Annotated in this window: 22 protein-coding genes and 3 pseudogenes; 23 read left to right on the top strand and 2 right to left on the bottom strand. The window is 34.6% G+C overall.

Annotation, left to right across the window (positions count from 1 at the left end):
• Positions 1–2: 2 nt before the first annotated feature.
• Entirely contained in the window at positions 3–1,367 is a 1,365-nt protein-coding gene (locus D4A81_RS11495) for a TrpB-like pyridoxal phosphate-dependent enzyme (protein ID WP_111524289.1), read from the bottom strand.
• A 347-nt stretch (positions 1,368–1,714) separates the two neighbouring features.
• On the opposite strand from D4A81_RS11495, the gene D4A81_RS11490 reads away from it, so the two are divergent.
• The 8 genes and pseudogenes from D4A81_RS11490 (at position 1,715) to D4A81_RS11455 (ending at position 9,260) form a co-directional block, all read left to right on the top strand.
• A complete protein-coding gene (locus D4A81_RS11490) occupies positions 1,715–3,019 on the top strand; it encodes an SPFH domain-containing protein (RefSeq protein WP_111524290.1) in 1,305 nt (434 codons plus the stop codon).
• Positions 3,020–3,030: 11 nt separating this feature from the next.
• Positions 3,031–3,729: a hypothetical protein gene (locus tag D4A81_RS11485; RefSeq protein WP_111524291.1), complete on the top strand. Its 699-nt coding sequence runs from the start codon at positions 3,031–3,033 to the stop codon at positions 3,727–3,729.
• A 22-nt stretch (positions 3,730–3,751) separates the two neighbouring features.
• Positions 3,752–4,339, top strand: a complete 588-nt coding sequence (locus tag D4A81_RS11480; RefSeq protein ID WP_111524292.1) for a hypothetical protein — start codon at positions 3,752–3,754, stop codon at positions 4,337–4,339.
• 126 nt (positions 4,340–4,465) lie between these two features.
• Positions 4,466–4,708, top strand: a complete 243-nt coding sequence (locus tag D4A81_RS11475) for a helix-turn-helix domain-containing protein (protein ID WP_242977590.1) — start codon at positions 4,466–4,468, stop codon at positions 4,706–4,708.
• Positions 4,709–5,041: 333 nt separating this feature from the next.
• Complete coding sequence (locus tag D4A81_RS11470) at positions 5,042–6,349, top strand: ABC transporter substrate-binding protein (protein WP_242977592.1); 1,308 nt, start codon at positions 5,042–5,044, stop codon at positions 6,347–6,349.
• A 61-nt stretch (positions 6,350–6,410) separates the two neighbouring features.
• A pseudogene (locus D4A81_RS13855) lies at positions 6,411–7,298 on the top strand (carbohydrate ABC transporter permease).
• A 34-nt stretch (positions 7,299–7,332) separates the two neighbouring features.
• Complete coding sequence (locus D4A81_RS11460; protein ID WP_111524293.1) at positions 7,333–8,133, top strand: carbohydrate ABC transporter permease; 801 nt, start codon at positions 7,333–7,335, stop codon at positions 8,131–8,133.
• A gap of 20 nt (positions 8,134–8,153) precedes the next feature.
• Positions 8,154–9,260 (top strand): annotated as a pseudogene (locus D4A81_RS11455) (Gfo/Idh/MocA family protein).
• 197 nt (positions 9,261–9,457) lie between these two features.
• On the opposite strand, the pseudogene D4A81_RS13900 reads toward D4A81_RS11455, so the two are convergent.
• Positions 9,458–9,657 (bottom strand): annotated as a pseudogene (locus D4A81_RS13900) (IS1182 family transposase); the annotation flags it as partial.
• A 240-nt stretch (positions 9,658–9,897) separates the two neighbouring features.
• On the opposite strand from D4A81_RS13900, the gene D4A81_RS11445 reads away from it, so the two are divergent.
• The 15 genes from D4A81_RS11445 to D4A81_RS11375 all read left to right on the top strand — a co-directional run bounded on the left by D4A81_RS11445 (position 9,898) and on the right by D4A81_RS11375 (position 26,507).
• The gene (locus D4A81_RS11445) at positions 9,898–12,069 is read left to right on the top strand and encodes a hypothetical protein (protein WP_060931280.1); all 2,172 of its coding nucleotides are present in this window, start codon (positions 9,898–9,900) and stop codon (positions 12,067–12,069) included.
• A gap of 101 nt (positions 12,070–12,170) precedes the next feature.
• A complete protein-coding gene (locus D4A81_RS11440) occupies positions 12,171–12,596 on the top strand; it encodes a hypothetical protein (RefSeq protein ID WP_007595584.1) in 426 nt (141 codons plus the stop codon).
• Between the two features lie 19 nt (positions 12,597–12,615).
• Entirely contained in the window at positions 12,616–13,044 is a 429-nt protein-coding gene (locus tag D4A81_RS11435; protein ID WP_111524295.1) for a membrane-associated protease 1, read from the top strand.
• Between the two features lie 163 nt (positions 13,045–13,207).
• Positions 13,208–13,735 carry an FHA domain-containing protein gene (locus D4A81_RS11430; RefSeq protein ID WP_007595586.1) on the top strand — a complete coding sequence of 176 codons (528 nt, stop codon included), beginning with the start codon at positions 13,208–13,210 and terminating at the stop codon, positions 13,733–13,735.
• 5 nt (positions 13,736–13,740) lie between these two features.
• Positions 13,741–14,232: an FHA domain-containing protein gene (locus D4A81_RS11425; RefSeq protein ID WP_007595587.1), complete on the top strand. Its 492-nt coding sequence runs from the start codon at positions 13,741–13,743 to the stop codon at positions 14,230–14,232.
• Positions 14,186–15,070, top strand: a complete 885-nt coding sequence (locus D4A81_RS11420; RefSeq protein WP_330405057.1) for a PP2C family protein-serine/threonine phosphatase — start codon at positions 14,186–14,188, stop codon at positions 15,068–15,070. Before D4A81_RS11425 ends, D4A81_RS11420 begins: the two co-directional genes overlap by 47 nt.
• 9 nt (positions 15,071–15,079) lie before the next feature.
• Positions 15,080–16,918, top strand: coding sequence for a serine/threonine protein phosphatase (locus tag D4A81_RS11415; protein WP_111524296.1), 1,839 nt, complete (start codon positions 15,080–15,082; stop codon positions 16,916–16,918).
• 22 nt (positions 16,919–16,940) lie between these two features.
• Positions 16,941–18,221, top strand: coding sequence for a hypothetical protein (locus D4A81_RS11410; RefSeq protein WP_111524297.1), 1,281 nt, complete (start codon positions 16,941–16,943; stop codon positions 18,219–18,221).
• A 22-nt stretch (positions 18,222–18,243) separates the two neighbouring features.
• Positions 18,244–18,936 carry a hypothetical protein gene (locus D4A81_RS11405; protein WP_111524298.1) on the top strand — a complete coding sequence of 231 codons (693 nt, stop codon included), beginning with the start codon at positions 18,244–18,246 and terminating at the stop codon, positions 18,934–18,936.
• A 39-nt stretch (positions 18,937–18,975) separates the two neighbouring features.
• Entirely contained in the window at positions 18,976–21,576 is a 2,601-nt protein-coding gene (locus D4A81_RS11400) for an acetate and sugar kinases/Hsc70/actin family protein (protein WP_111524299.1), read from the top strand.
• Positions 21,577–21,594: 18 nt separating this feature from the next.
• Positions 21,595–22,371 carry a hypothetical protein gene (locus tag D4A81_RS11395; RefSeq protein WP_111524300.1) on the top strand — a complete coding sequence of 259 codons (777 nt, stop codon included), beginning with the start codon at positions 21,595–21,597 and terminating at the stop codon, positions 22,369–22,371.
• A 19-nt stretch (positions 22,372–22,390) separates the two neighbouring features.
• Positions 22,391–23,356 carry an FHA domain-containing protein gene (locus tag D4A81_RS11390; RefSeq protein ID WP_111524301.1) on the top strand — a complete coding sequence of 322 codons (966 nt, stop codon included), beginning with the start codon at positions 22,391–22,393 and terminating at the stop codon, positions 23,354–23,356.
• A gap of 45 nt (positions 23,357–23,401) precedes the next feature.
• Positions 23,402–23,878 (top strand): hypothetical protein, encoded by a 477-nt coding sequence (locus D4A81_RS11385; RefSeq protein ID WP_111524302.1) that lies wholly within the window; start codon positions 23,402–23,404, stop codon positions 23,876–23,878.
• Positions 23,875–25,227: a hypothetical protein gene (locus D4A81_RS11380; protein WP_111524303.1), complete on the top strand. Its 1,353-nt coding sequence runs from the start codon at positions 23,875–23,877 to the stop codon at positions 25,225–25,227. Before D4A81_RS11385 ends, D4A81_RS11380 begins: the two co-directional genes overlap by 4 nt.
• Positions 25,228–25,265: 38 nt before the next feature.
• Positions 25,266–26,507: a hypothetical protein gene (locus D4A81_RS11375; RefSeq protein WP_111524304.1), complete on the top strand. Its 1,242-nt coding sequence runs from the start codon at positions 25,266–25,268 to the stop codon at positions 26,505–26,507.

Raw genomic sequence — 26,507 nt, 5'->3', positions numbered from 1 at the left:
TATTATTCTACTTTTGGCAGCATATCTGCATATTTCTTTAGCTCCTCATCTGTTGGTACAGTGTCATCCATTTTTCCGTCATGGAACTTTTCATAAGCCACCATATCAAAATATCCTGTTCCGGTAAGTCCGAATACAATAGTTTTTTCTTCACCGGTTTCTTTACATTTCTTCGCTTCCTCTATAGCAGCATAGATAGCATGTGAGCTCTCAGGTGCAGGGAGGATTCCCTCAGTTCTTGCAAAATACTCAGCAGCCTTAAATACATCAGTCTGATTTACTGAAGCAGCCTCCATATATCCGTCATGGTAAAGTTGTGAAAGAGTAGAACTCATACCATGATATCTTAGACCTCCTGCATGGCTTGGAGAAGGAATGAAATCACTACCCAAAGTGTACATCTTTGCAAGAGGTGTCATCATACCTGTATCACAGAAGTCATAGGCAAATGTTCCTCTTGTAAAGCTTGGGCAAGATGCAGGCTCTATAGCAATGATTCTTACATCACTTTCACCTCTTAACTTTTCACCCATAAATGGAGATATAAGACCTCCAAGGTTTGAACCGCCACCGGCACATCCTATAATAATATCGGGTTTGATATTGTACTTATCAAGAGCAGCTTTTGTCTCAAGACCGATAATTGACTGATGTAATAAAACCTGATTTAACACGCTACCAAGAACATATCTATACCCTTCGGTAGTAGTAGCTTTTTCTACAGCCTCTGATATTGCACAACCAAGGCTTCCTGTAGTACCCGGATGTCTTTCTAAGATCCTTCTTCCTACTTCTGTTTCCATAGAAGGTGAAGGTGTAACAGTAGCACCATATGTTCTCATAACCTCACGTCTAAAAGGCTTTTGCTCATAAGATACTTTAACCATGTATACCTTGCAGTCTAAGCCAAAGTATGCACATGCCATAGACAGGGCAGTACCCCACTGTCCGGCACCTGTCTCTGTAGTAACACCCTTTAGTCCCTGCTCTTTAGCATAGTACGCTTGTGCAATAGCGGAATTTAGCTTATGGCTTCCGCTGGTATTATTTCCCTCAAATTTGTAATAAATTTTTGCAGGTGTGCCAAGCTTTTCTTCAAGACAGTATGCTCTAACAAGTGGAGCAGGTCTATACATTCTGTAGAAAGCTCTTATTTCTTCCGGTATTTCAAAATAAGCAGTTGTGTCATCAAGCTCCTGTTTAACTAGTTCATCACAGAATACATGTGATAATTCTTCAAAAGTTACAGGCTTATGTGTTCCGGGATTTAATAGTGGAGCAGGTTTGTTTTTCATATCTGCTCTTACATTGTACCAATATTTCGGCATTTCATTTTCTTCTAAATAAATTTTATAAGGTATATCCATAAAAACTCCTTTCAGATAGATATCACTATAGATTAGTAGATATCGCTTAGTAAAGTATACATTGATATTATAATTTAGTCCAGTAAAGAATGAATATGGTTTCATATGTTTTGTATACAACTATAGCAGAAGAGTGTTTAAATCTATTTATATATGTTTTATATTGTATTATTTTAAAAATAAATAAGATATAAATAAGAATATAATTTTAAAAATTGAATACATATGTGTTATGATATAAATTTTGTTTATATTGATTTATATAAATAGTATATAGTATAATATCGAGGTGAAAAGTTCTTTTACAGTTAAAATATATTGAATATGGAATAAATTGGGTGGTGAAAATGGCAATAATTGAAGTTGTTAAATATAATGGTGGCCCGGATGTGTTTGCTTGGAAGTATCCAAGTGAGGAATTGGGAACATGGACACAGCTAATTGTAAATGATACGCAAGAAGCTATTCTTGTAAAAAGTGGTAAAGCATTGGATGTATTTGGAGGTGGAAGACATACATTGGATACTGCCAATATTCCCTTTTTAAACAAGATAATAAATCTTCCATTTGGTGGTAGAAGCCCATTTACTGCAGAGGTATGGTATATCAATAAAGCATACAATTTGGATATCAAATGGGGAACCCCTACGCCAATACAGATTCAAGATCCTAAATATGGTATATTTGCCCCGGTGCGTTCAAATGGTGCTTTCGGTATACATATTGTAGACTCAAAAAAGTTTTTACTCAAACTTGTGGCAATGATGAGAGTTTTTGACAAAAATACTGTTACAAAATATTTTAGAAGTCTATATGTAACCAAAGTTAAAGATGCTATTTCGGCATATCTGGTACATAAGCAAATCAGTATTTTAGAAATAAATGCATATATTGATGAATTGTCTACACATATGAGAGATAGAATTCAGCCGGTAATGGATGATTATGGCATTGAATTGGTTTCATTTTATGTGAATGAGATCAGTGTACCTGAAGATGACAGTGCAGTTAAGAAATTAAAGGAAGCTCTTTCTAAAAGAGCTGAGATGAATATTATTGGATACAACTATCAGCAGGAGAGATCATTTGATACTCTTGAAGGTGCTGCAAGAAATGCAGGATCAAATGTTGCTCCAATAATGGGTGCAGGAATGGGACTTGGAATGGGACTTGGGATGGGCCAAGGTGTTGGAGCCGGATTTGGTAGTATGGCACAGGAAATACAGCTCGGAAACCAAAGAGATGCTGCAAAAGAATGTCCAAGTTGCCATGCCAGAATACCTCAAACACAGAGATTTTGTGGTAGTTGCGGATTTGATACAGAAAAGAATCCGGAGAAAAATAAAGAAGGGGACCTGGTTTGCAGTGCCTGTGGAGGAAGTATTACTAATACAACAAAGTTTTGCTCTGAATGTGGTAGGAAGATTAATCACTGTCCGAAATGTGGGAATGATATAGCAGATGATGCAAGCAAATGTAGTAGTTGTGGCTATGAAAAGCCAAGAGTTTGTCCAATTTGCGGTGCTGAGATTTCATCAAAGTCTAAGTTTTGCTCTGAATGTGGAACTATATTAACCAGATGCTGTCCAAAATGTAATTCACCAATTGAGGGAGATGGTAAATTCTGCCCTGAGTGTGGTGAAAGATTATAGGGGGTATAGAATTGTATAGAAGAAGTAAAACTATATTAATAAGCGGTATTATTACAATTATTGCTACGATAATTATTCTCTTACTATTTATTAAGGATTGGCTTGGTGTAACAGGTCTTGCAGTTACAGCAATCATATGGTCAGAAATGGCATTTTTTGGTGGTTTAATATTTGTAGAATGGCTCTCTAAAAAGTGTGAGCAGATAATAGTAAGGTCAGCTGTTTATTTTATCATACTTGCCTATTCAAGCATAAATATTTTGATTTCTATTATATTTATGATGGTATTAAAATGGTTTACTAACTCTTTTATAGTCATTGAATTGGTATTGCTTACTATATCGATAATTATGATTTTGGTTTCAGTTACTGCGGGTAGCAGCATAGCTGAGTCGAATGCTTCTACAATGGGAGCTGTGACTGATATGGGGGTAATAGTTGGGCGTTTAGATAAATTGGCAAATAATCCGGAGTGTAGAGAGTTTTCATCAACAATTAAGAAATTAAGTGATGATTTGAGATTTACATACAATTCAAAAAAACTTCCGGAAGATATTGAAATAGATAAAGCTGTTGAAGAGCTTGAGATTTTGGTAGGTGATAGAAGAGAAGCAATACATGAAAAGATGAATAAAAAATTAGTACATTTAAATACATTAATTGCGAATAGGAAGATTGCGACGCAGATAATGCAGAGAGGGAAAATATAAATTTAAATAGAGGAGAAGAGATATGAATAAATCTAAGGTGGCAATAGTAGTAAATAAAACTGTGAGTATTATACAGATGATTGTAGCAATAGCAATATTTGCTTTTTTTGGATTATATACTCTAATATATATATTTGATGCGGATACACGAGCATCAGGTGGAATAGAGGCTCTAGTATTTTGTCTGATTTTTGATGCTCTGGGAGTTTGGCTCTTTACACTTTCAAGAAAAAAATCAAAATTAATAAAAGAGTTTAAAAAATATGTTTCGGCAGTTTCTAATGATCCGGATGGATATATTCCGGATATTGCAGCTTCTCTTGGTACATCAGAGGATGTTGTAAGGAAAAATCTTGAGTTAATGATTAAGAAAAAATTCTTTGTCAATGCATTTATTGATAAGGACTCAAATTGCATAAAAATTTTAAATCGTCAGAATACTGCTGCAGTACAACAACAAAGGGCAAATATTCCTTATAATACACCAATACAGGCTACCCCTACAGAAATGGTGACAGTTAAGTGCAGCGGTTGTGGCGGAATTAACACACTGAGAAAGGGTGAAGTTGGTGAATGTGATTACTGCGGTTCTGCGATTAAAGCTGAATAGATAAATAAAAACTCCAATTTTATTTGGAGTTTTCTCTATTTTTACATAGTAAATTAAGTTTCTTTATGATATATTTAAGGTAATTAATGTAAGAGTAATTATTATACACCTCAGATTCTGGCAGATATGGCAGAGTTAAGTAAGCAAAGATTCAGTTCACTATTTAAAGAACAAGTTGGAAAATCGCCTATGGTATATATAAAGGATTTGAAGCTGACAACTGCTGCAAGAAAACTATTGGTAAGTAATACATCTATAAATGAGATTGCATATAATATAGGCTACAAGGATCCTAACTATTTTATTAGAGAGTTTAAAGAGGCATTTGGATGTACCCCTAGACAGTACAGAGTAGCTGCAAAAGAATAGTATAAGTGTGATGTGCTATTTTTAAGTCTAAAAAACAAAATAATTTATAAAAAAACAGATATTTTATTGGATATTTTCATTTAAATATCTGTTTTATTTTGATGTAAGAATATTACAGTAGAATTAGAATATAGATAAATAAGATTCTTTAACAAGTGTATTATGCTATTATTGAGAGTATACTTTATAGAAATATACTAAAAAATATAATATAATATCATCATCAAGAACATTTATCACAAAGGAACGGATTATAATTTAATATTGTGATAAAAATACAATTTTATTGGAGGCAGATATGAAAAAGAGATTTTTGAGCGGACAGCAGTATTATTGACATCATCAGTAGTGGATTGTGGAGGTAATCAGCAAACAACTAAATCAAATACAAGCAGTCAGACTGAAGAAGTAAAAGAGTTGGATGGAGAAATTACTTTCCGGCATTCTTTTACACAGGGACCAAGGCTTGAGGTTATACAAAAGGCTGCTGATAATTTTATGAAAGAAAACCCAAAAGTTAAGATTAATATTGAAACATTTTCATTGGGAGATTTTTATACAAAGTGGACAACAGGACTTGCTTCCGGAAATGTGCCTGATATGAGTACCGCACTACAAAGTCATGTGGTTGAAATGATGGATTCAGAGGCTATAGTACCTTTAGATGATCTCATAGATGGAATAGGAAGAGATAAATTTGCAAAGACAGCTCTTTTGGAGGGAGAAAAGGACGGAGTTTGCTATTCCATACCATTATATTCACATGCGCAGGTTATGTGGTATAGGAAAGATCTTCTTGAAGCTGCAAACCTTGAAGTGCCAAAGATATGGGATGAATTTACAACAGCTGCAAAGGTTCTTACAAAGGATGGTGTATATGGATGTTCTTTCCCATGTGGATCAAATGATTTTATGGCTACAAGATTTTTAAACTTCTATGTTCGTAGTGCAGGTGGAAGCCTTTTGACAGATGATTTGAAAGCCAATTTGACAAGTGATGAAGCTATAGAAGGTATTAACTTCTGGCTTGATATCTATAAAAACTGTTCTCCACAGGACTCTGTAAACTATGCAGTGCTTGATCAGGCAAATTTATATTATCAGGGTAAGACAGCTTTTGATTTTAACAGCGGATTCCAGATTTCAGGTATAAAGACTAATTCACCGGACTTAGTAGACCAGATTTCATGTGCACCACTTCCTAAGATAAAGTCGGATGATCCGGATTACGGTGCTGAAACCTCAAATATACCTATGGTAGTATGGGCAAAATCAGAGCATCCTGAAATATGCAAGGCATTTATGAAAACATTATACGATACAGATACATATACAGAATTTTTAGCGGCAACACCAGTTGGAATGCTTCCGGCAATAACAGGTATATCAGATTCAGAAGCATATAAGTCTAATGAAACTATACAGAAGTTTGCTAATGAGGAAGCAGTTATTGCTAATGCAGTACAAATGGGTACAGCAATAGGCTTTGAGCATGGTCCAAGCGTACAAGCAGGTCTGTTGACATCTCAAGGTGTAATAGAAGGAATGTTCCAGGATATTATAACAAATGGTACTGATGTAAAAACCACAGCTAAAAATGCAGAAGATAAACTAAATGAGATATTTGACTCAGTTCAATAGCGAATTTGAAAATGCCCCGTTTAGACAATGGGGCATTTTTTGAGGAAAGGGGGAAAACTTGATGAGAGAGAAATTAAAATCAAACTATTCAAGATGGCTGTTTGTCCTACCTGCTTTAATAATTGTTGGAGCTTTGCTTGTTTATCCTATATTTTCAAGCTCATACTTTAGTTTGACTACAAAGCATTTGACTAAACCAAGCTATAAATTTGTAGGTTTTAAGAATTATATTTCCATACTGTCAGATCCTAATTTTTATAAAGCATTTTTGATATCAATACTGTGGACAATATGCTCTCTCCTAGGACAGATAGTTATAGGTTTTACTGCAGCACTGGCATTACACAGGGTAAAGAGATTTAAAGGTATTTATAGAATATTGCTTATTATACCATGGGCATTTCCATCAATAGTAATAGCACTTGCTTGGAAGTGGATCTGAAACGGTGTGTCAGGATTTATTCCAAACTTACTTGTAAATCTTGGAATGGCATCTGAGTTGCCACAATTTTTGAGTGATGGTGGTCTGGTTTTTGGAACTCTGATATTTATAAATGTATGGTTTGGTGCACCTATGATTATGGTAAATGTACTTTCAGCACTTCAAACCATACCTACCGATCAATATGAAGCTGCTCAAATTGACGGTGCAAGCAAATTGCAGCAGTTTAAGAGTATAACATTGCCTCATATCAAGGTGGTTGTAGGATTGCTTGTAGTGCTTCGTACGATCTGGGTATTTAACAACTTTGATTTGATTTATTTAATAACCGGTGGTGGACCTGCAAATGCTACAACAACAGTACCTATATATGCTTATAATATGGGTTGGGGCACTAAGCTACTTGGTAAATCATCAGCAGTAACAATGCTGCTACTTATATTCTTATTAATTATTTGTACATTGTATTTCAAGGTTATAGACAGATGGGAAAAGGAGGATAAGTAATAATGGGAAAGAATAAATCTAAAATCGGAAATTTATTTTTCATTTATATCTTATTATTTTATCTGTTATTGCTTTCTTTCCGCTGGTTTGGGTAATACTTTCTTCGGTAAAGGCGGCAGGAGAGTTGACTTCAAGTCCTACATCATTCTTACCAAAGGAATTTACACTGGCTAATTATAAGAATGTAATAGATAATCTGGGCTTTACTGTAAATATCGGAAATAGCCTTGTAATAGCTTTGATAACTACAGTAATTGCAATAACGGTATCTTCAATGGCAGCCTATGGTATAGTCAGATTTTTCCCGAAATTTGGGAATATTATGTCAAGAGTATTAGTTACAACTTATATGTTTCCACCCATACTGCTTGCAATACCATACTCACTTGTAATGGCAAAAATTGGTCTTACAAATACGAGAGTTGGACTTATAATAGTGTATTTGTCATTCAGTGTGCCATATGCAGTGTGGATGCTGGTAGGATTTTTCAAGACTGTCCCTATTGGAATAGAGGAGGCTGCAAGAGTTGATGGAGCAAACAAGCTTGTGACATTTGTTAAGATAGTATTGCCTCCTGTAGCACAGGGAATAGTAGCAACAGCGATATACACATTTATTAATGCATGGAATGAGTTTTTATACTCATTAATTCTTATAAACAGTACAAATTTAATGACAGTTTCAGTAGGTCTGAAGTCTTTGCAAGGTGCTGAAATTCTTGACTGGGGAAGTATGATGGCGGCATCTACAATCGTGGTTATTCCATCTGTAATATTCTTTACATTCATACAAAGATATATTGCCGGCGGTATGACAGAGGGCTCAGTAAAATAAAATCGGAGGATTATTTGAAAATGGACAGGATAGGATATGTACTTGTAGGAACAGGATATTTTGGTGCAGAATTGGGTAGAATAATGAATGAGCAGAAAAATGCAAGAATAGTTGAAGTGCTTGACCCAGATAATGCAGATAAAATAGCTAAGAAATTAGACTGTGATGTAGAGACAGATCTGGATACATTATATAGTAGAGAAGATGTAGATGCAGTTATAGTGGCTTCACCGAATTACCTACATAAGGAACCTGTAATAAAGGCCGCAGAGCATGGGGTACATGTATTCTGTGAAAAGCCTATAGCATTATCATACAGTGATTGTGATGAGATGGTAAAGGCTTGTGAGGAGCATGGTGTAAGATTTATGGCAGGACATGTTATGAACTTTTTTAAAGGCGTAAGATATGCGAAGAAGCTTATAAATGATGGGGTAATAGGAGATGTTTTGTACTGCCATTCAGCTAGAAATGGGTGGGAAGAGCCGCAGGAGAGTATAAGCTGGAAGAAAATTCGTGAAAAATCAGGTGGACATTTGTAGCATCATATACATGAACTTGAATGTATTCAATTTATAATGGGTGAGCCTGAAAAGTTAACAATGACAGGTGGAAATGTGGCACATCAGGGTGAAGAATTTGGTGATGAGTATGATATGCTCTTTATAAATTTGGAATTCCCCAATAAGAAGTTTGCTCTACTTGAATATGGTTCAGCTTTTCACTGGCCACAGCACTATGTACTGATTCAGGGCACAAAGGGTGCTATTAAAATAGATATGTATGATTGTGGTGGAACTCTTAGAATAGGAGATAAAACAGAACATTTCTTAGTTCATGAAACACAGGAAGAGGATGATGATCGTACAAGAATATACCATGGAACCGAAATGGATGGTGCCATAATGTATGGAAAGCCGGGTAAGAAACCGCCAATGTGGCTGCACAGTATTATGAAGAATGAAATGAAATTATTTAATGATGTTTTGCATGGAGCTGAGGTCAGTGATGAATTCCTTCCTTTGCTTACAGGAAAGGCAGCAAGAGTGGCTATTGCAACTGCAGACGCACTTACTCTGTCACTTAACGAGGACAGAAAGGTAAGATTGTCTGAGATAAAAAGATAGAAAGCCACTTCATATATGTGAAGTTGGATTTTTATAAATAACTTTATATTTCCCTAGAAAAATGGTTTGCCGGGAAATAATGAATTTTAATCCCTGCAGAACCAACCGGAAATATCCTGACAAATACAAGGTGTTTTTGCCTTGCGACTTTGTCAGGATATTTTGCTTTTTTATAATATTGTATATTTTTAGATATTTTGTTCTTTCTTTTCTGCTTTGGCATGTCTTAGTTTAAGACCATCATGGAATATATATATCTACTTATTCTCAAAGACCAATGCCTTTATGTTGTAGTATTTACCTATGTCGTTACTGTATGCTCTTGTTTTTCGCTTTTCATGATCCTATAGTTTATATAACTGTTAATCTTGTTTTCTTTTAAATATAGGATATTTTTAACTCTAGAAAACAAATTTTATATTGTTAGTATTGAAAATATCGTTTTCATATGATAATATTAAACCAGGAAGAAAAGTGTGAAGAAAATTATACAAAATGCAAATGTTAGAAAATGTGTACGTAGAGCATTGCACTTAATATGATATTACGAGAGAGAATGAGGGGGAATTTTATGCATTTTTAAGAGGCTGTATTAGGTGCAAGTAAAACTTAATATTTTTTTAAAGGAGACGCAAGGATGGCAGAGAGTATTATAAGGCAAACGAATCGTACTTTATTGATTGAAGAGATTAATCCGGAGAAACTGAACTTACTTACTTTAGTAGGTGATGTAAGAGGGTTGGATAGTCTAAGTGATGATAAAGTAAAGGAAATCAATGAAGCACTTTTGGTTAAAGATTTTGATGAGTTTTTAGAAAAGTTTGACCCTACAGTATACTCTTTTTTTAATGCATCAACGGGGAAAATTGTATATTCAAAAGAGAAACCTGCAGGTGTTCCGGAGAATATGCTAAGCATAGTTCATCTAAATGCACATAATGATTTTTTGAAAATGCTTATGACCTTGGTGGAGACAAAAAGAAGTCAGGGAATTATAAATGCAGATTTTAAATTTGAAAAGCTTACAGAGATGATTTCACCGTCAAAAGTAATGGATGATATCAAGCAGGTTAGAAAAGAACTCCAGTATACATATGCAGAGTATGCAAAGCTTGAAGACGGAGACCCACATAAGCTTGATCTCGGAGATAAACTTAATTCAATGTTTGAAGAGGCAAGTGCAAATTATCAAAACCTTATGGCTATGATTCCGTTGGCAATTTCCGATATAAAAACAAGACTTTTGTTGGGGGAATCAGAAGAGTCAAAGAGTAATGATGCATTAACATTAGGGCTTCTAACAATGTCTTCCGAGGGAGAACTTACAGTAATTGAAGCACCGAAAGTGGAAGAGAGCAGACTTGTTCTTGCAGATGATAACTCAAATGCCGGCTTGATAGAAGCCCTTGAGGAGGATTATGATGCACTTAATGCTGAGGGTAACAGCTATGTAAAGCAACTGGTAGTAAGAACATTTTGTCCTTTAAATTCAGCTATGCAAAGTCAGATAGATGTCAAAAAAGAAGTGGCAAACTATAATACATATCTTGAATTTTATAAGAATGCAAAGGATGATTTTATAAAAGTTGTAAAACCTTTAGTTGAAAAAATTTTAGGTGTATGGGCATTTTTTGAGCAGTATCCAAAGCAGGTAAAAGGTATGAAACCGACACTGCTTATTGCAAATGTAAAAAATGAAGTGATGGCAAACAGCTTAAATGTACCAAAACTTTGTGCATATCTGAATACAGTGAATGAAAAAAATGATTACAGTAATACTGTATGGTATGCAATTGTTGCAGGTGTATCTTTAGATGAAAAATCAAAGATGAATGTAACCAGAGAGAGATTTAAAGGTAATAAAGACAGTATAAAATCAGAGAATATAAGCGTTGAGTCATTGGCAAGGATTGCGGATGCACTAAAGGACTATGGTGTACAGTGTTTTTATTCATATGAAACCGGAGATAAGACAACTTTTAACAGTATGGCAATGACCGGTGTAGGATTTTTTGATGATAGATGTTCAGGTCTTAGCGGAAAGCCTTATTCAGAATATTTGATTCCATGTGTGCCTAACTTTACCATTATTCCAAAGGATAAGTCGGGGGTAAAGCTTGAAAGCAAGATGATAATCAATGAAAACGAGGCAGCAGAACTTTCTAAGGCAAAAGAAGATATTATGAAACTCTGGATAGATGGAGTATATATAGGTGCAGCTTATGTGGCGGCCGGATTTGTGGCAAGTTATCAGTCTCCGGAGTATTTAAAAGAGTACTTTAAAAAAGATGTTGATACTGATTTACCGGGAGTGAGATTTGATATTGAGGCTAAGAACAATTCACTTAAGGTGCATACTACAATGTCTAAAGAGATAACCGGGTTTACTAATAGTGTTAAAGATGATATTAACAAAAGAGGATTCGGATTTGTATTTTCTTCTGAGAATGCGGTTTTGGATGGAGAAAATATCAGCCATATAATGGTTTACAAAGCAAGAAATTTAAAACTGTCAGGTGGAAGCTATGAGCCGATTTATAAGACACAGACAGCAAATTATATCGAAAGAATTTTAAGACATGCAACAGGTGACTTCAAATCAGAGAATATAGGTAAGTTTTTCTCTAATAATCCTTCAAGTCAAAAGAGTGTTTGGCTTTCAAAGAGGTCAAATATTAATGCTATACTTGGTGCAGGTGATGATATTACCTATGAAGCGGATGAAACAGCAGGTGTATGCACAATAGAAATAAGCTTCGGTAATGCAATAAAGAGACTTGAAGTACCGTTAAACCGTGCAGGAGAATAAATTACATAAAGTAATATACCTGCAACTTTGTTAGTCGAAAAATATTTTTATAATATTTTAAGAGGTTTTACTATAATAATACTTTTATAGGAGGTAGCACAATGGGAATTAGATTCAGAGTAACCGGTTCAGAAGTAGCGGACTTTGACGAGAGAAGTATCGTAAATGCAGAGTTTTTGTCTGAGTCGCCAAAGGATTCTAATGCAAAGGCGACAGATTACGGCTTAGGAGTCAAAGTTTGGGGACGAGTTTTGTACAATGTCGGAGCTGATAGTGATGATGTATTAAAGCTTGCAAAATGGTCTCAAATACCATCTGAAAATGCAGATTGTTACAGAGTGGCGGAGGTTACAGTAGTTTCAGCAGGAGCTGTTGTAAGGAAGTATGTCATTCCAAATGCTTTTGTTGTAGAGTATTCTGAGAGGGCAGATGATGTGAACGGAACAGGAGAGTTTTACATTCATATCCGTCAAAAGAAGGATAATAATGCGAAAGTGACTGTAGAAGGCGGATATGCCGGAGAATAAGGAATAGGAGGGTTTAAGCATGGCATATAAAGTAAAAATTGAGGGTAATGAAAGTTTTGAACTGGCAAAGGAATGCGTAAACAGTGTGTTTTTATCTACTGATATTCCGATTGATTCAAATGCACGTACCAATGATGCCGGTGCTACCATGGAAATCACAGGAAAGATTCTGACTGCGGTAGATGGAGATCCTTTTGATTCTACAAAAAACATGGCACTTTGGTCAATGGTTCCTGCACAGAGCAAAGATTGCTACAGAAAGGTTACTGTAGAGCAGATTGTAGCAGGAATTACAAAAAGAAAATATGTATTTTCTAATGCATTTGTAGTTGCTTATACAGAGAGGCATGGAGATGAGGAAGGTGTTGGAAACTTTACTCTTGTAATAAAACAGAAAAAAGATAAAATGGCAGGTCTGGTAGTGGAAGGCGGTTATGCAGCCGAATAACAGATAATCAGCCGTTAGAAATGTAGGCTGTATGACTTGTCATGCAGCCTTGTTTTTTATAGTGTTGGCGTCAGGGAATTATCGCCTTGCGACAAGTACCGCCATGCTGACGAGTAGGGAGAATAAATCACCCCCTACTTGAATAAAAGTAGGGGAGAGATATATGAATAAAAAATGTTTAATTGATATTTTAGGTATAACTATGGCCATATTGTGCGCCATAATTACAGGGATCTTTGGAAGGGCATGGAATGGCGGATATATATTTTATATGTTTTCTTTTTTAGTTTCAGGTTCTTTGATCTATTTTCTGATAAAGGATTTTTCTTTAAAAAGAGAAAAGATACAAGATACATTTCTATCAGAACTTGTACTCTTAAGTGAGGAAAATACAGTTATAAGAAGTTGGAGTATATTAGGGAAAAATTCGGTTGTAATAGGAAAGAAAAACAGCGAGGAAGATATAGATATAGACCTATGCGATACTGCTTTTGGTGGAACAGTAAGTGATATTCATGCAGTACTTAACTATGTGGAGGGGCTCTGGTATATAGAAGACATGCAGAGTAAAAACGGAACACAGATAAAAGGGTTTTTAGAAGATAAACTTTATAACATACGAGATGGACAAAGTAGACTTGTAAAAAACGACTATATTTTTATTGGACTGAATAAATTACAGATAAGGTAAGAGCTATGGGGAATTTAATACGATGCAAAAACGGTCATATGTTTTCAAAGAGAAGATATGGGAATATATGCCCATACTGTAATATGGATATGACTGAAAGAAGAGAGCTTGAGGAATCTTTTGATGATGCTGAACTTGAAGAAAGCTTGATTAGAATAAAAACCAAGCCGGTGTGTGCATGGTTGGTATGCATTAAAGGACCGAGGTACGGAAAGGATTATAGAGTAGTATTTGGGAAAAACTATATTGGAAGAACAGATGCTATGGATATTCAAATTATAGGTGATAATGCAATAAAACAGGAGAATCATGCAATTTTATCATTTGATGAAAGAGATATGGAAGGCACCTTGATTTGTACAGAAGGAGGAGGAATTACATACCTAAATGGTAAGGCTGTGTATACACCTCAGGTTTTGGAAACATATGATGTAATTACCATGGGGGAGAGTGAGTTTTTATATATTGCCTTATGTGGTAAGCAGTTTTCATGGTAAAAATAATTATGAGGTAAATAATATGGAAATTGCTTTATGGGCAAATGTAATTTGCATAATAATTGCTTTTGGAATTTTAATTCTAAGGATATCTATACAAGTAAAAAAAGGAAAAAACGGTATATTTGATGTAGAAGCTGTACTTGATATAGGAAAAAGACAGATTCAGACAAATGCATATGGTATTAAAAGATTAAATGGCGGCATGATGGCGGTTCTTACAGCAGGGGAAGGAAGAGATTATGCAGGAAAAGTTGCGGCACTGACTACAGTAAGAACTTTTACTAAATTATATGACCAATATGACAGTACACAAAGTCCTGACAGCTTCTTTGAAAAGGTATTTAAACTGGCTAATACAAATGTACTAAATATACCGGATATGGGAAAGGCTTATGCAGGATGTATTGTACTAAATGGAAATACATTGAAATACGCCATAGTCGGGCATATGAATATTTATATTTTAAGAGGAAAAGAACTTATACTCCTTAGTAAGGGGCAGATTATGGAGGAGCTTATAAAAGAAAAAGTAAGTAAAGGGCTTTTAAGTAAAGAGGCGGCACTTAGAATTTCCGATATAAACAGGGCATACAATTTTGTAGGAAGAGATGATTATATGCCTCCTCTTGTAAGTAGGAATGATATAAGATTAAAGAAAAAAGATATGCTTGTAATGCTAACTGAAAGTGTGCAAAACAGTATTTCAGTTAGGGAAATGGAAGAAGTTCTTGTAAAAAAGAACTCATGTAAAGAAAAAGCAAGAGAGATTATAGAAGTTATAAAAGGTAAAAATAAAGAAACGGCTAATCTGGGACTGATAATTATTGGAATGTAGGAGGAGAAAATGCGTAAGCAAAACAGCAGATTTAATACAAACTTTATTTCAGAAGAGGGCAGTGCACTTAAAAACAGTGATTATTTTGCTTATGCGGAGCTTGATAATTTTGCCTGCTATGTATTGGCAGACGGTATTGAGGATATAGCAGATACCGAGTCTGCAAAGGAAGCGGTGGAAAGTGTAATTTTAAAATTTCAGGAAAAACCGTCAATGTCAAAGGCAAGTATACATAAGTATCTAAAATATGCAAATGAAGTACTGTTAAAGTCTGAAAAGTACATGAGACTAAAGGCATCAATAGTAGTTGCAGTAACCGATTATGAGAATTTGCGTTTAGCATATGCCGGAAATACAAGAATAAGATTATATAGAAATAATAAAGTTTTTTATAAAAGTACTGATACATCTTTAAGCAGTGAGATGGTGTCAAATGAACTGCTTAGTGAAGATGCCTTATCAAGACATGAACAAAGAAGCAATTTATATTCATACTTGGGCCAGAAGGATTTTTCTCCCGTAATATCAGGAAAAATAAAACTTTTTGATACAGATATTTTAATTCTCTATACAAAGGGCATTTGGGAGAATGTGTCCGAGGGAGAAATTGATAAGATTTTTGAAAACAGTGGAAAAGATCCGAGCGAATGTCTTGGAGAAGTGGAAACTGCCATACTCGATAAAAACAGAAAATATATTGATAATTATACAATTGCAGGGATTTATATTGATAAAGTATTTATTGAGTCGGATACGAAGAAGAAAAGAAGAAGGAAGCTCATTTTAATCGGTTCGATTGTTGCTGTAGTTTTAATATTAGCTACAGTTATTGCTATATATTTTTATACTCGATATAGAAAAGAGTTAAAAGAAGATATGGATACACATTATGATAAGATGCTTAAATTTATTGAAATGGAAAATTATAAAAAAGCGGATACAGAATGTGAAGAGTCAATAAAGAAGGCTGAAGGCCTCAGAGATAAGGATATGAAAGAGTTGCTTTATCACTATGAACAAGTTATTGAAGGAATACTTGAGGCAGATGAAAAATACAATACAGAAAGTTACAGTGAAGCAAAATCTTTATATAAACTTGTATTGGATGAAATTCCATATGCAGATAATGCCGGGCTTTCTTATGTAAAAGGAAAACTTGATTTTATATCGGGATATGAAAGCGTAAATCTAAGTTTGGATAATGGAGATATACTTTTTGACTCTGAAATATACGAAAGGGCAAGAGAACGATACAATGACGCAAAAAATGAGTCAAGAAAGATAGGTTATGAAGAGGGAAAGTTAAAGGCGGAGGCCAAACTCCTAGCAGTAGATCAAGCTATTGCAAAAGATCAGGAAGGAAAACAGGCTGAAGCGGACAAACAGTCAAAAAACTTTCAATCGGCAAATGATATGTTAAGTGCGGGAGATGAGGCATTAAGTAAAGGTGATTTTTTGTCTGCAAGGGCAAACTATAATACGGCAAAAGATTTGTTGGAAAAATCAGGTGAAAGTGCCGGGCTTGCTGAGATAGAGGAGAAAATCTCTACAGCAGATAAGAAAATCAGTGAAAGTGAAGAGGAAAAAAATACTGCAAGCGGCTATGCGATTATAGGAGATGAAGCCTTTTTAAGGGGTGATTTTGAAACAGCCAGAGAAAATTATGAGTATGCAAGAAGACTTTATGTAAAGCTTAATGATGAGATAAATACAATACAGATGGATAAAAAGCTTAATGATGTACAAAAAAGGATTGACGAAATAAAGCAGAAAGAAGCAGTATCTTCTACAGCAACTAATGAATCCACAGTACAGCAAACAAGCGAGTCGGAGTCTTCGTCAAACTGATATTGGAGGAGTTTATAAGGGTATGGGATATTTAGATGAATTTGACGTAAAAAAATACGTTAAGGACAGACTTTCCGAGATAAAAGATAAAGATGAATATGCTCTTGCAAAAAGTGTTTTATACGAAGGCCTATATAAGATGAGTGAAGTATTTGAAGAAAGATTCAAAACATTATATCAGAAAGTATATGATGAACTGGAAGATAGGAAAGAAAGTTATGAAATTGCGATAATGTTGCTATCAAAAAAAGAAAAGGTATTTTTAAAACGATTTTATCCTATATCTAATGAAGATGTATTAGAGGAGAAGGATGCAATAGAAGAAAAACAAAGAGAAAACAATGTGAAAGCTGTATATTTAGATGCAACAGACAGTATTTGCAAAAAATTTTCAAAGGACAAATTGAGAGTTACGTTCACAAAAGAAAGAGAACAAGTGGAGATTTTTGTAAAGCCTAAGAAAGCTTTTCGATACAGGAGAGAAGTGGCCGATTTACATGAAACATTCTCACACAACGGGCTTATATGGGATACTGTAAATACAGTATATATTGATCGTTTTTTTGATATTGACTTGTCAGATGTACCGGATGATGCAAGAGGAGTGGAAGTGGACTATGGGAAATACTCAGATATGATTAAAGAAGATATATATCCGGTATGGAATATAGAGAAAACTTTATTTAAAAGTAGCACTTTTTTGAGTCCATGTAACGACGGATTGTACTATGAGAGGGAGATGGTATTATCAAAAGATAAAGAAGTAGCATTAAGACTGATAGCAAAAACAGAAGGTATGGTCAGCATAAGACATGAAGATGAAAGAATTTTTATAAAGTCATATGAGGAAAGCTACAGTGACCTTACCGGCTATAATATCTTTGATATTCGTTATACAAAAGAAGAATTACCCATAGATTTAATAAGTAATAAAAGAAAAGAGAACATGATTGGCAGGTGGGAGAAAAATAGAAAAGTAAAAATACATACCAAGGCAGAAATAGAAAGGATAATTGAAGAACTTGATATATCTGATTATATATCTCTAAAGTCTTGCGAAAGGTTTGAAGCCGTAGAGGAACAATTTTTAAAAGAAGAAGATAAAATCTTACCTGACATGAATGGTTTTTTTGAGGGAGAGATTGTGATAAAGAAAGATAGCCCTAAATTAATTTTGAAATTCCTAAGAAACAGTGACAGCAATCTTTGTGAGGGAATGGTAAGGTACGCTGTTTCTCAGGTTGATCTTGGCTTTGATGAGTATAGTTGTGTAGGTGTTTTGGAAAATAGTTATATAAAGTAGGTGTAGGAAGCGAGAGCAAAGTATGAACTGCATATGGGAAATTGTATTAAAAGCAAAGAGAAACGGATACAAATTGGAAGAACTTAGATTTATAAACAGTAAAAGTCCCAGCCCGTATACGGAAAGTTCTTTTGATTTTTTAAATTATGATACAGTTGAAGATACGGAATTGGAAGTGAATCCTTTGTATCGTTTTTCAAATGAACTGGGTGATATATTTTTGCCGGACATAGTAGGATATGAACATATACGGGAACTATTTCTGGATGTGATGATGCATTATATAGCAGTATGGGATCTTAGGAGCGGAACGGATAAAAAGGATCTTAGGGCGATGTATATATTAAAAGAAATAGAGTCAGAAGTATTTCTGAAGAGGTTTAGGGAGACACTATTTCAACTGGGATTTGAAAAGGCGAAAAGAATTATATTTTGCCTGCTTGATTTATATAGCTGTGGTGATTATATCACCATTTTCAAAAAAGCATTGAGAGAGCTTTATCCAAACTCTAATCTTTACATTCATAGTGAGAATGTTAAAAAACTTATTCTTTTTACGGGGGTGGATAAGACAAAAAAAGATATTGAAATAATAGAAATGCTTAAAGATATGTTCTTGTCATTGTCTTATGAAATGGATGTCTTTTGGAAACATCATTTTGGTATCATAGGAGTAGGTGAGAGTATGAGAATCGGAGAGATAGCAATATATTAGGCTATTATAAAAATAAAGGTATAGGACGGTAGAAATGCTATGGGCTATAAGCTTAACAGAGAAATAAAAGTGGAACAGGCTGCACTGTATTCAAGAAGCGAGCTTGAGTTAATGAGTGAATACAGACTAAGGGAGGTTTGTCGTAGGGAGCATATAGTAAAGGGACTTGATAAGAACCTGACAAATGAAGAGCTTATAGAGATGATTCTTTCATATTGCCAAAGTTTTGAAGACGAGTTGATAAGAAAAGAGATACCCGGTGGAAGGGAGCGTATAGAGCAAATCCTTGATAAGTTCATTATAAGAGAGCCTGAGAAAGAAGAACTTCGAATATCAGGGAAAATCAGTATTTATGAAGGTGCTGCGTTAAACTTTTTAGATGATTATAAAATTGAGTACAAAGATAAATTCTTAAATACAAATGCCCTGATTGTAAGTGGGGATAAAAAGGTGTGTGCCGTATTTAATGTTGTAGCAATGGGAGATAAAAAGGATTCTTTATATTTGGTAAAAGAGGCTGATCTTTCATGCATTGTTACTGAAACAAAGGATTACAGCCTTTATCTTATGGAAAGGGATGTTTCAGAGTTTATATATCATACATATATAGGAGATAAAGAAGTAAATGCGTCACTTCTAAAATATAAAGCCTATAAACTTCCTATAATGGACTTTGAAGTACTTCCACTTATTGAGTTACACATGCCGATAGCTGTAGATTTGGGTTCTACCAATACAACTGTTGCTATGTATGCTGACAGCAGCTATTACAGGCAGATAAATACGGCGAAGCAAAGAGGCATAAAGGAGAATACCATCTGTCATACTGTTTTTTTTGAATCTGTCGGTGGAGAAAACTTTATGGAGATGATGATTCCGACAGTAGTTGCTGTAACAGAGGTTAAAGAGAATTGTATAGAGTACGCTTTTGGAAGAAAAGCTTTGTGGTATGCCAATCTAAGCTATACGGATAAAGGTTTTTCAGTCTTTTATGATATTAAAAGATGGGTAGGAGATTTTGAGAGGAAGGAAGAACTCACAGACTCAAAGGGAAGGTACAGATATGTACAAAGAATAGAGATTATAGGGGCATACCTAAGGCATGTACTGGACATTACCAGAGACAGTTTTAAATGCTGTATAAAAGAGGTGTATATTACAGTACCCGTAAAGCAAAAACATGTTTATGAGCAAATGCTCGTTATTTTGTCGGAAATGCTTTCGTTAGAAATAAAGGTTACTTTGGATGAAAGCACAGCAGTACTTTATAGTTTTATAAGTAAGATGAGGGAGAAAAATCGTTTGAAAGACGGTGAAAGCTATAAGGCACTGATAATGGACTGTGGAGGAGGAACCACGGATCTTAGTGCATGTAAGTTTAAGGTACATGCAAAGGGTGATATACAGACCTATATCATGGAAAACAGCTACAAAAACGGTAATACTGATTTTGGAGGTAATAATATTACCTACAGAATAATGCAACTTCTAAAATTGAAAATTGTGTCAAAACTTCTTGGACTTGAGAAAGACCTCGGTAGTGAAGTGATTGATGAACTTTCAGGAGATCCTTACAGATATATTGATGAGGAAAGTGTGGAAAGCTTCTATGAGGGTTTGCAAAAAGCTTATGAAAGTGTGGAAGAAATTTTACCTACTGCTTTTAAGAACTTTGAGACCTATGGAAAGGAAGGATATTACAGAGTAAGAAATAATTACTTCTTTTTATTCACCCTGGCAGATGAAATAAAACAAGGACTTTTTTCAGGAAATGATATTGTTATAGAGGTACCTGAGGATAAGAATATAAAGTCGGGACTTCTAAGGCTTGAGGCGGATCGTTATAAGCTTTCTATATTTAAAGAAGATAAACTTGATATATTGGAAGAAATGCCAAAGATAAATTTTAACCGTTATGAAGTGGAAAAGCTTATTGCCGGTGAAATATATGCGGTTATGAAAGCATTTATGGAAAGACTTTATATAAATGGGGAACTTTATAACTTTGATATGATAAGGCTTACAGGGCAGTCCTGCAAGATCGGTCTTTTTAGAGATGCACTGAAAGAATTTGTACCCGGTAATATGATGCAAAGTGGAGGAAGTGTTAAAAAAGAAGAACTTAAACTTGCATGTGTCGATGGACTTATGAGATATCTGTATGATAAGCGTACAGGATATGCAGGTTTTGATATTCGAGAAGAAGAGGCACTGATACCATATAAGATTAAGGCATTGTCCTATTCAGGCAAAGAGGAAGTGCTCATTGACGGTTTTGAATGTAATAAAATGACCGGTAGTTTGTTAAGAAGTTTGGAGGATATATTACTTAGAATGTATCTGTATGATGCTTCGGAGAATATAAGATATGAATATCTGTTTCACTTTAAAAAAGATGAGGCAAGAGAGACTGACAGAATGGAACTTGCCGGAAGATATAGCGGATATATTAAGCAGGAAGACACTGATGATATACAAAATGGAGAACTGAAGATATTTGCCTTTGTAGACTATAAAAAATGGGGATTTCAGATAGTACCGGTATATAGGTTGAAAGATATATTATATGCAGGAGAGGGGCAGGAGTATAAGTTTGAAACCGACGAGTGGATTTGTGACTTTTTTGATGGAGAACACTAAATATAGAAGGAGAAGCTAATGGAAAACAGATACCCTGTGTTTGAGAACGGAAGAATCTTAAAAAAAGAGGCGCTTGAAATAATAAGAGACTACCCAAGGGATCTGCTCTCAATTCTTTATGATGGATATACAAACGGAGTTATAAGAGGCCTAAGATTAAGCTCAGACCATGAAAATAAATGTATTATCATAGGAAAGGGAATTGTAAAGCTAAAAGGAGAGGTATATCAGATACATAAAGAAATAAAAGTAGCCTACACCAATACCGAACAAAGGGAGTATTTAAAGTTAAAGCGTAAAGAGGTAAGGGATAAAGACTTTATAATAAGCGAAATAGAGGCTTTTCTTTCTGAGGAGGAAGAAAATAGTGATGGAGAGATTTTACTTTGCGACTTTTTGCTTAAGTCGGGGTTTATATTAAGGGATACTTATCTTGACTTTGCCGATATGAGATCTGAGTATGACACTATACATCTGATGAATGCAGATTATGCAGGTTATGGTGAGAAGTCATTTAATATAGATGTATTAAAAGCATATGCTAAAGAATACCTTAATACAAAAAAATGTGAAGAAACTGACAGAACCTTTTGTTATATGGTTATAAACAGTATGGAAGGAATAGAAAGAAGTATTATAGAAAACTATATTGCAGTTAAGGAAGGAAAGCTAAAAGGAGCACACCTAAGCAATAAAGAAATTTATACCGGACTTTTGGATATATTAAACAGTGCAAAAAATCCTGACGGACATAGGACTACAGGCTTTATGCAAAGAAAGATCTTGGTAGATTAGCAGCAGTTAGGAGGAAAAGATGTCAAACATAATGGACTGCCCTTACGGACACAGGTTTTCAAAAACAAGATATGGGACAATATGTCCACACTGTGGTTTTGATCTGGACACTCCTGAAAAGGTCTATGTAAATTTAAGAAAAGAATGTGGGCTTTCCCTAAAGGAAGAACGACCGGTATGTGCGTGGCTTGTATGTATAGAGGGTGCAAGACGAGGGAAGAGTTATGTAATAAGCTTCGGAGAAAACTTTATAGGTACTGACAGAGACAATGAAATACAGATACTTGGGGATGAGAAGATGCTTGGTAAGTTTGCCTTAGTATTTTTTGATAAAGAGACAAGAGAAGCAAACATGATTCCTGCAAGAGCTGATGGAATTGTATATATGGATAATAAGCCTGTATATGATAAATATGTTCTTAAAAATAAAGATATCTTGGAAATAGGTGAGAGTAAGTTCATGTATGTGGAGCTTTTATCCGCAATCATCAAATATTTTCCGGGATTTGAATATGAAGAGATAGATAATGAGGATAAAGAAAAACTGATAAAAAAAGAGAGAAAGTATAGGAAGCTTAAAAGAGAAAAACCAACGGAGGAAGAAAAATACAGAGATAAAAGGGTAGGTAAAAATCTTTCTTTTGAAGAAGAAAAGCCGACTTATGCATGGCTTGTATGTATAGAAGGAAAGCGTCAAGGAAAGTCTTATAATGTAACGGAAGGAAAAAACTATATAGGAAGTCATGATATTATGAGCATACAGATTATAGGAGATGAAGATATAAGAGATAAGAATCATGCTGTTATAGCCTATGATACAAGAAATTTGCAAGGAACACTTCTTGGAGAAGAGTCCATGGGATTTGTAAGGCTAAATGAATCGGCAACATATACATCGAAAGATTTAAAAGAAGGAGACATCTTGGAGGTTGGCAAGAGTAAGTTTTTCTACTTTGACTTTGCAAAAGAATACCATCAGTGGTAGAAAACATGAAACGATAAATATAAAGAGAATAATTATGGAGAAACTATGAAAGGAAACTTGCCATATTTTTATATAAAAGAAAATCTTGAAAATATGAGGGGAATACGAATATATACATCGGAGAATATTCCAAGTAATATAGATACTCTTAATGAAAGATTTTATGAAATACCAAGAGAACTTGTTCTTGAAATAGAAAAAACAAAGAATTTTATATTTCCTGATTTGATGATGAATGTATATCCCCTTATTTCAGAAAGATTTAGAGAAGTATTGCTTCTTTTTGATGTAGAAATCTTTGTAAAAAGAGTTATGCTGATAGATAAAGAGAGTAGAGAGATGCAAAGCTATTATTTGCTTTTTACAAAAAATTTGCTAAACACTGATTTCAATAATTTCTTTAAAGCTGTCAGGGAAGAGAACAAAAAGATAAGATTTATTGTAAATCTTGATTTTGCAGAAAGCTTAATAAGAAGAGGCGTTAAGGGAATAGAGTTTGTGGAAGTGGAGGAGGATGTATGAGAGAAAACCTTATAAAACTTGATATTTTTGATGTACTTGCGGTAACGGGATATGAAGCAAAACATGAGGTGGGCAAGCATGGTATGGCAATAATAAGAGCCATAATAGAAGAAAAAAGAGAAGACGAGTATGTAAATATCGCTAAAAATACAAGATGGGTAAGGGTGGATGCCCTTGATGAAGCGGATAAGGAGAGTACGATATTTTACGGACTGTTGGAAAGGATATGTTTTTTTAAGGAAAGCGGAAGTTTCCTTGTTGAATTGGAATTGATCACAGGAAGTTCTTTAATGGAAGAAAAAGTACATACAAGAGGATTTTCTAAGGGTACCGGAGAATATGCTGATATACTTAATGCATTAAAAGAAGGATATGAAGAGTCATACTATATAACAGGAGAAGATGGAAAGGGAGTATTGCCCGGATTTTTGGTACAGTATGAAGAAAACGACTGGAACTTTATAAAAAGGATTGCTGCTTTAAAGAACACAGTAATAATGGCAGATTATCAGAGTGAAGGAGTGAAGTATTTTTTCGGTATGCCAAAAAGAGAAAGCAAGGTTTTAACCTCTGGTGATGTGCGTATTGTTGTAAATAAAGCATATACAGTTTATGAAGTCAAATCAAGGGAAATCCATTGTTTAGGAGACAGAGTAAGCTTTAACAGAAGGGACTACCGTATAGTAAAAATTTTATCTAAAACAGAGGGAAGTGAACTTTACCATACATATTATTTAACACAGGATATAGACTATGTAGTAAAAAAAGAAAGCAAGTATGATTTAAAAATAATAGGAGCATCACTTTACGCTAAAGTTACAAATGTAGAAAAAGAAAAGGTTAAGATAGCAATAGAGGATATAGAAAATAAGGATGAAGAAATAGAAAGATGGTTTGATTTTTCCACTGTATATTCTTCAAGTGACGGAGCGGGGTGGTATTGCATGCCGGAAGAGGGAGACAGCGTAAGACTGTATTTTCCCACAGAAAATGAAGAAAAAGCCTATGTTTGCAGTGCGGTACATGAAAATGAGGGCGATGGAATACGAACCGATCCTGAAAATAAGATTTGGCGAAATAAATACGGAAAAGAAATAAGGCTGACACCGGACGGTATAACCATAAAAAGCGATACGGGAGATTATATTGAACTAAATGACAGTACAGGAGTCAAGATAGTAAGCAGTGGAAGTATTTTGATAAAAGCAAAAGACACTGTTGAGATAAGCAGTGAGGATTCAAATATATCCATGGTGGCAGGTAAAAGGATTATGCTTTTACAAGATGATACACAAATAATATTAAAAGACGGAATAACTGTGAGTGGTGAAGGTATTCATATAAGCTGAAAAAATGTGCTTTTGATGTGAGCAGAAAGGGATTTTTTATGCTGATTATAGAAAATTTAGAAATAGAAATAGCACTACCTATTTATCTGGTTGAAAATTTTGTTATAAAAACTGTTCCAAACATGCATACCTGCTGTAATATTAACGGGGTGTTGGAGGGAAAACTCGGAGAAACAATTTTTACAGACAAAAAGGATATGGATATCCATATAAAATACAAAGGAAACACTGTATTTAGAGGATTTGTGGAAGAAATAAGCATTCATTCATCCGCCGATGTACATTATTTTGACCTTAAAGCATATTCATACAGTAAAAAATTAGACGATAAAGAGCATACAGAATCATTTCAAAATATAGAAAAAACTTATAGTGACCTCGCATGTGAAGTAGTTAGAAGATACTCAGGAGATATCGGCAACTACAATATAAAGGATAAGGAAATTGAAAGGCCTGTACTTTGCTATAAGGAGAGTGCCTGGGCCTTTGCAGTTAGGATGGCATCCTGCATAAAAACATTTCTGTATCCGGGTATGGAATATGATAAGCCATATATTCATATGGGCATACATACAGGACACATGATTGAGCCGGGAGGTATTATAAGTGAGAGCAGAGATCTGATCAAGAAAAAGGAGAATACAAGTCGGATAGAGTATAGGCTAAGGACATATAACTCTTATGATATAGGTGACAGCATAGCGTTAGATAATAAGATTTTAACTTTATATAAAAAAGAGGTGGAGTTTACAAAAGGTGAGCTTATATTTAATTTTCAAGGAGTTGAAAGGTCATATATAGACGATATGATATATCCGCTTGGAAATGAAAATATAATAGGTTTGAGCCTTATGGGGAAAATTAAGAAATATAAGGATGGAAAAGTATACTTAAGACTTGATATAGACAAAAAAGAGCCGGATTATGGATTTGATTGGTATCCTGAGACCGGAAATATATTATATGCGGTACCGGATGTAGGAGAGAGAGCACAACTTTATATATCAGGTATGGGTACAGGGGATATGTATGTATTACGAACCTTCGGTAGTAATGGTAATGATGAAAATAAAAAGCAATTGGAAGTGGGAAAGAAAAGTCTTAATTTCTCAAAGGAAGGAATAAGCTTCATTTCAAATGATATACTTACCATAAATGACAGAAGATTCAAGCTTACAGGTAATGGAGATGTGAACATAAGTGCAGCAGATAAATTGACCATAAAGGCAAGAAATATAAAATTAAACAGCAAAGAAGAGATCGTGTATATAAGTGATTAA

This window comes from Lachnoanaerobaculum umeaense, from assembly GCF_003589745.1.
Lineage (GTDB): Bacteria > Bacillota > Clostridia > Lachnospirales > Lachnospiraceae > Lachnoanaerobaculum > Lachnoanaerobaculum umeaense.
Note: the sequence above shows the minus strand (reverse complement) of the source record. Positions and strands in the feature narration are given on the sequence as shown.

Coding starts and splice junctions, on each gene's coding strand:
- D4A81_RS11495 (WP_111524289.1), bottom strand. CDS start 1,367: ATGGATATACCTTATAAAATTTATTTAGAAGAAAATGAAATGCCGAAA.
- D4A81_RS11490 (WP_111524290.1), top strand. CDS start 1,715: ATGGCAATAATTGAAGTTGTTAAATATAATGGTGGCCCGGATGTGTTT.
- D4A81_RS11480 (WP_111524292.1), top strand. CDS start 3,752: ATGAATAAATCTAAGGTGGCAATAGTAGTAAATAAAACTGTGAGTATT.
- D4A81_RS11475 (WP_242977590.1), top strand. CDS start 4,466: ATGGCAGAGTTAAGTAAGCAAAGATTCAGTTCACTATTTAAAGAACAA.
- D4A81_RS11445 (WP_060931280.1), top strand. CDS start 9,898: ATGGCAGAGAGTATTATAAGGCAAACGAATCGTACTTTATTGATTGAA.
- D4A81_RS11440 (WP_007595584.1), top strand. CDS start 12,171: ATGGGAATTAGATTCAGAGTAACCGGTTCAGAAGTAGCGGACTTTGAC.
- D4A81_RS11435 (WP_111524295.1), top strand. CDS start 12,616: ATGGCATATAAAGTAAAAATTGAGGGTAATGAAAGTTTTGAACTGGCA.
- D4A81_RS11430 (WP_007595586.1), top strand. CDS start 13,208: ATGAATAAAAAATGTTTAATTGATATTTTAGGTATAACTATGGCCATA.
- D4A81_RS11425 (WP_007595587.1), top strand. CDS start 13,741: ATGGGGAATTTAATACGATGCAAAAACGGTCATATGTTTTCAAAGAGA.
- D4A81_RS11415 (WP_111524296.1), top strand. CDS start 15,080: ATGCGTAAGCAAAACAGCAGATTTAATACAAACTTTATTTCAGAAGAG.
- D4A81_RS11410 (WP_111524297.1), top strand. CDS start 16,941: ATGGGATATTTAGATGAATTTGACGTAAAAAAATACGTTAAGGACAGA.
- D4A81_RS11405 (WP_111524298.1), top strand. CDS start 18,244: ATGAACTGCATATGGGAAATTGTATTAAAAGCAAAGAGAAACGGATAC.
- D4A81_RS11400 (WP_111524299.1), top strand. CDS start 18,976: ATGGGCTATAAGCTTAACAGAGAAATAAAAGTGGAACAGGCTGCACTG.
- D4A81_RS11395 (WP_111524300.1), top strand. CDS start 21,595: ATGGAAAACAGATACCCTGTGTTTGAGAACGGAAGAATCTTAAAAAAA.
- D4A81_RS11390 (WP_111524301.1), top strand. CDS start 22,391: ATGTCAAACATAATGGACTGCCCTTACGGACACAGGTTTTCAAAAACA.
- D4A81_RS11385 (WP_111524302.1), top strand. CDS start 23,402: ATGAAAGGAAACTTGCCATATTTTTATATAAAAGAAAATCTTGAAAAT.
- D4A81_RS11380 (WP_111524303.1), top strand. CDS start 23,875: ATGAGAGAAAACCTTATAAAACTTGATATTTTTGATGTACTTGCGGTA.
- D4A81_RS11375 (WP_111524304.1), top strand. CDS start 25,266: ATGCTGATTATAGAAAATTTAGAAATAGAAATAGCACTACCTATTTAT.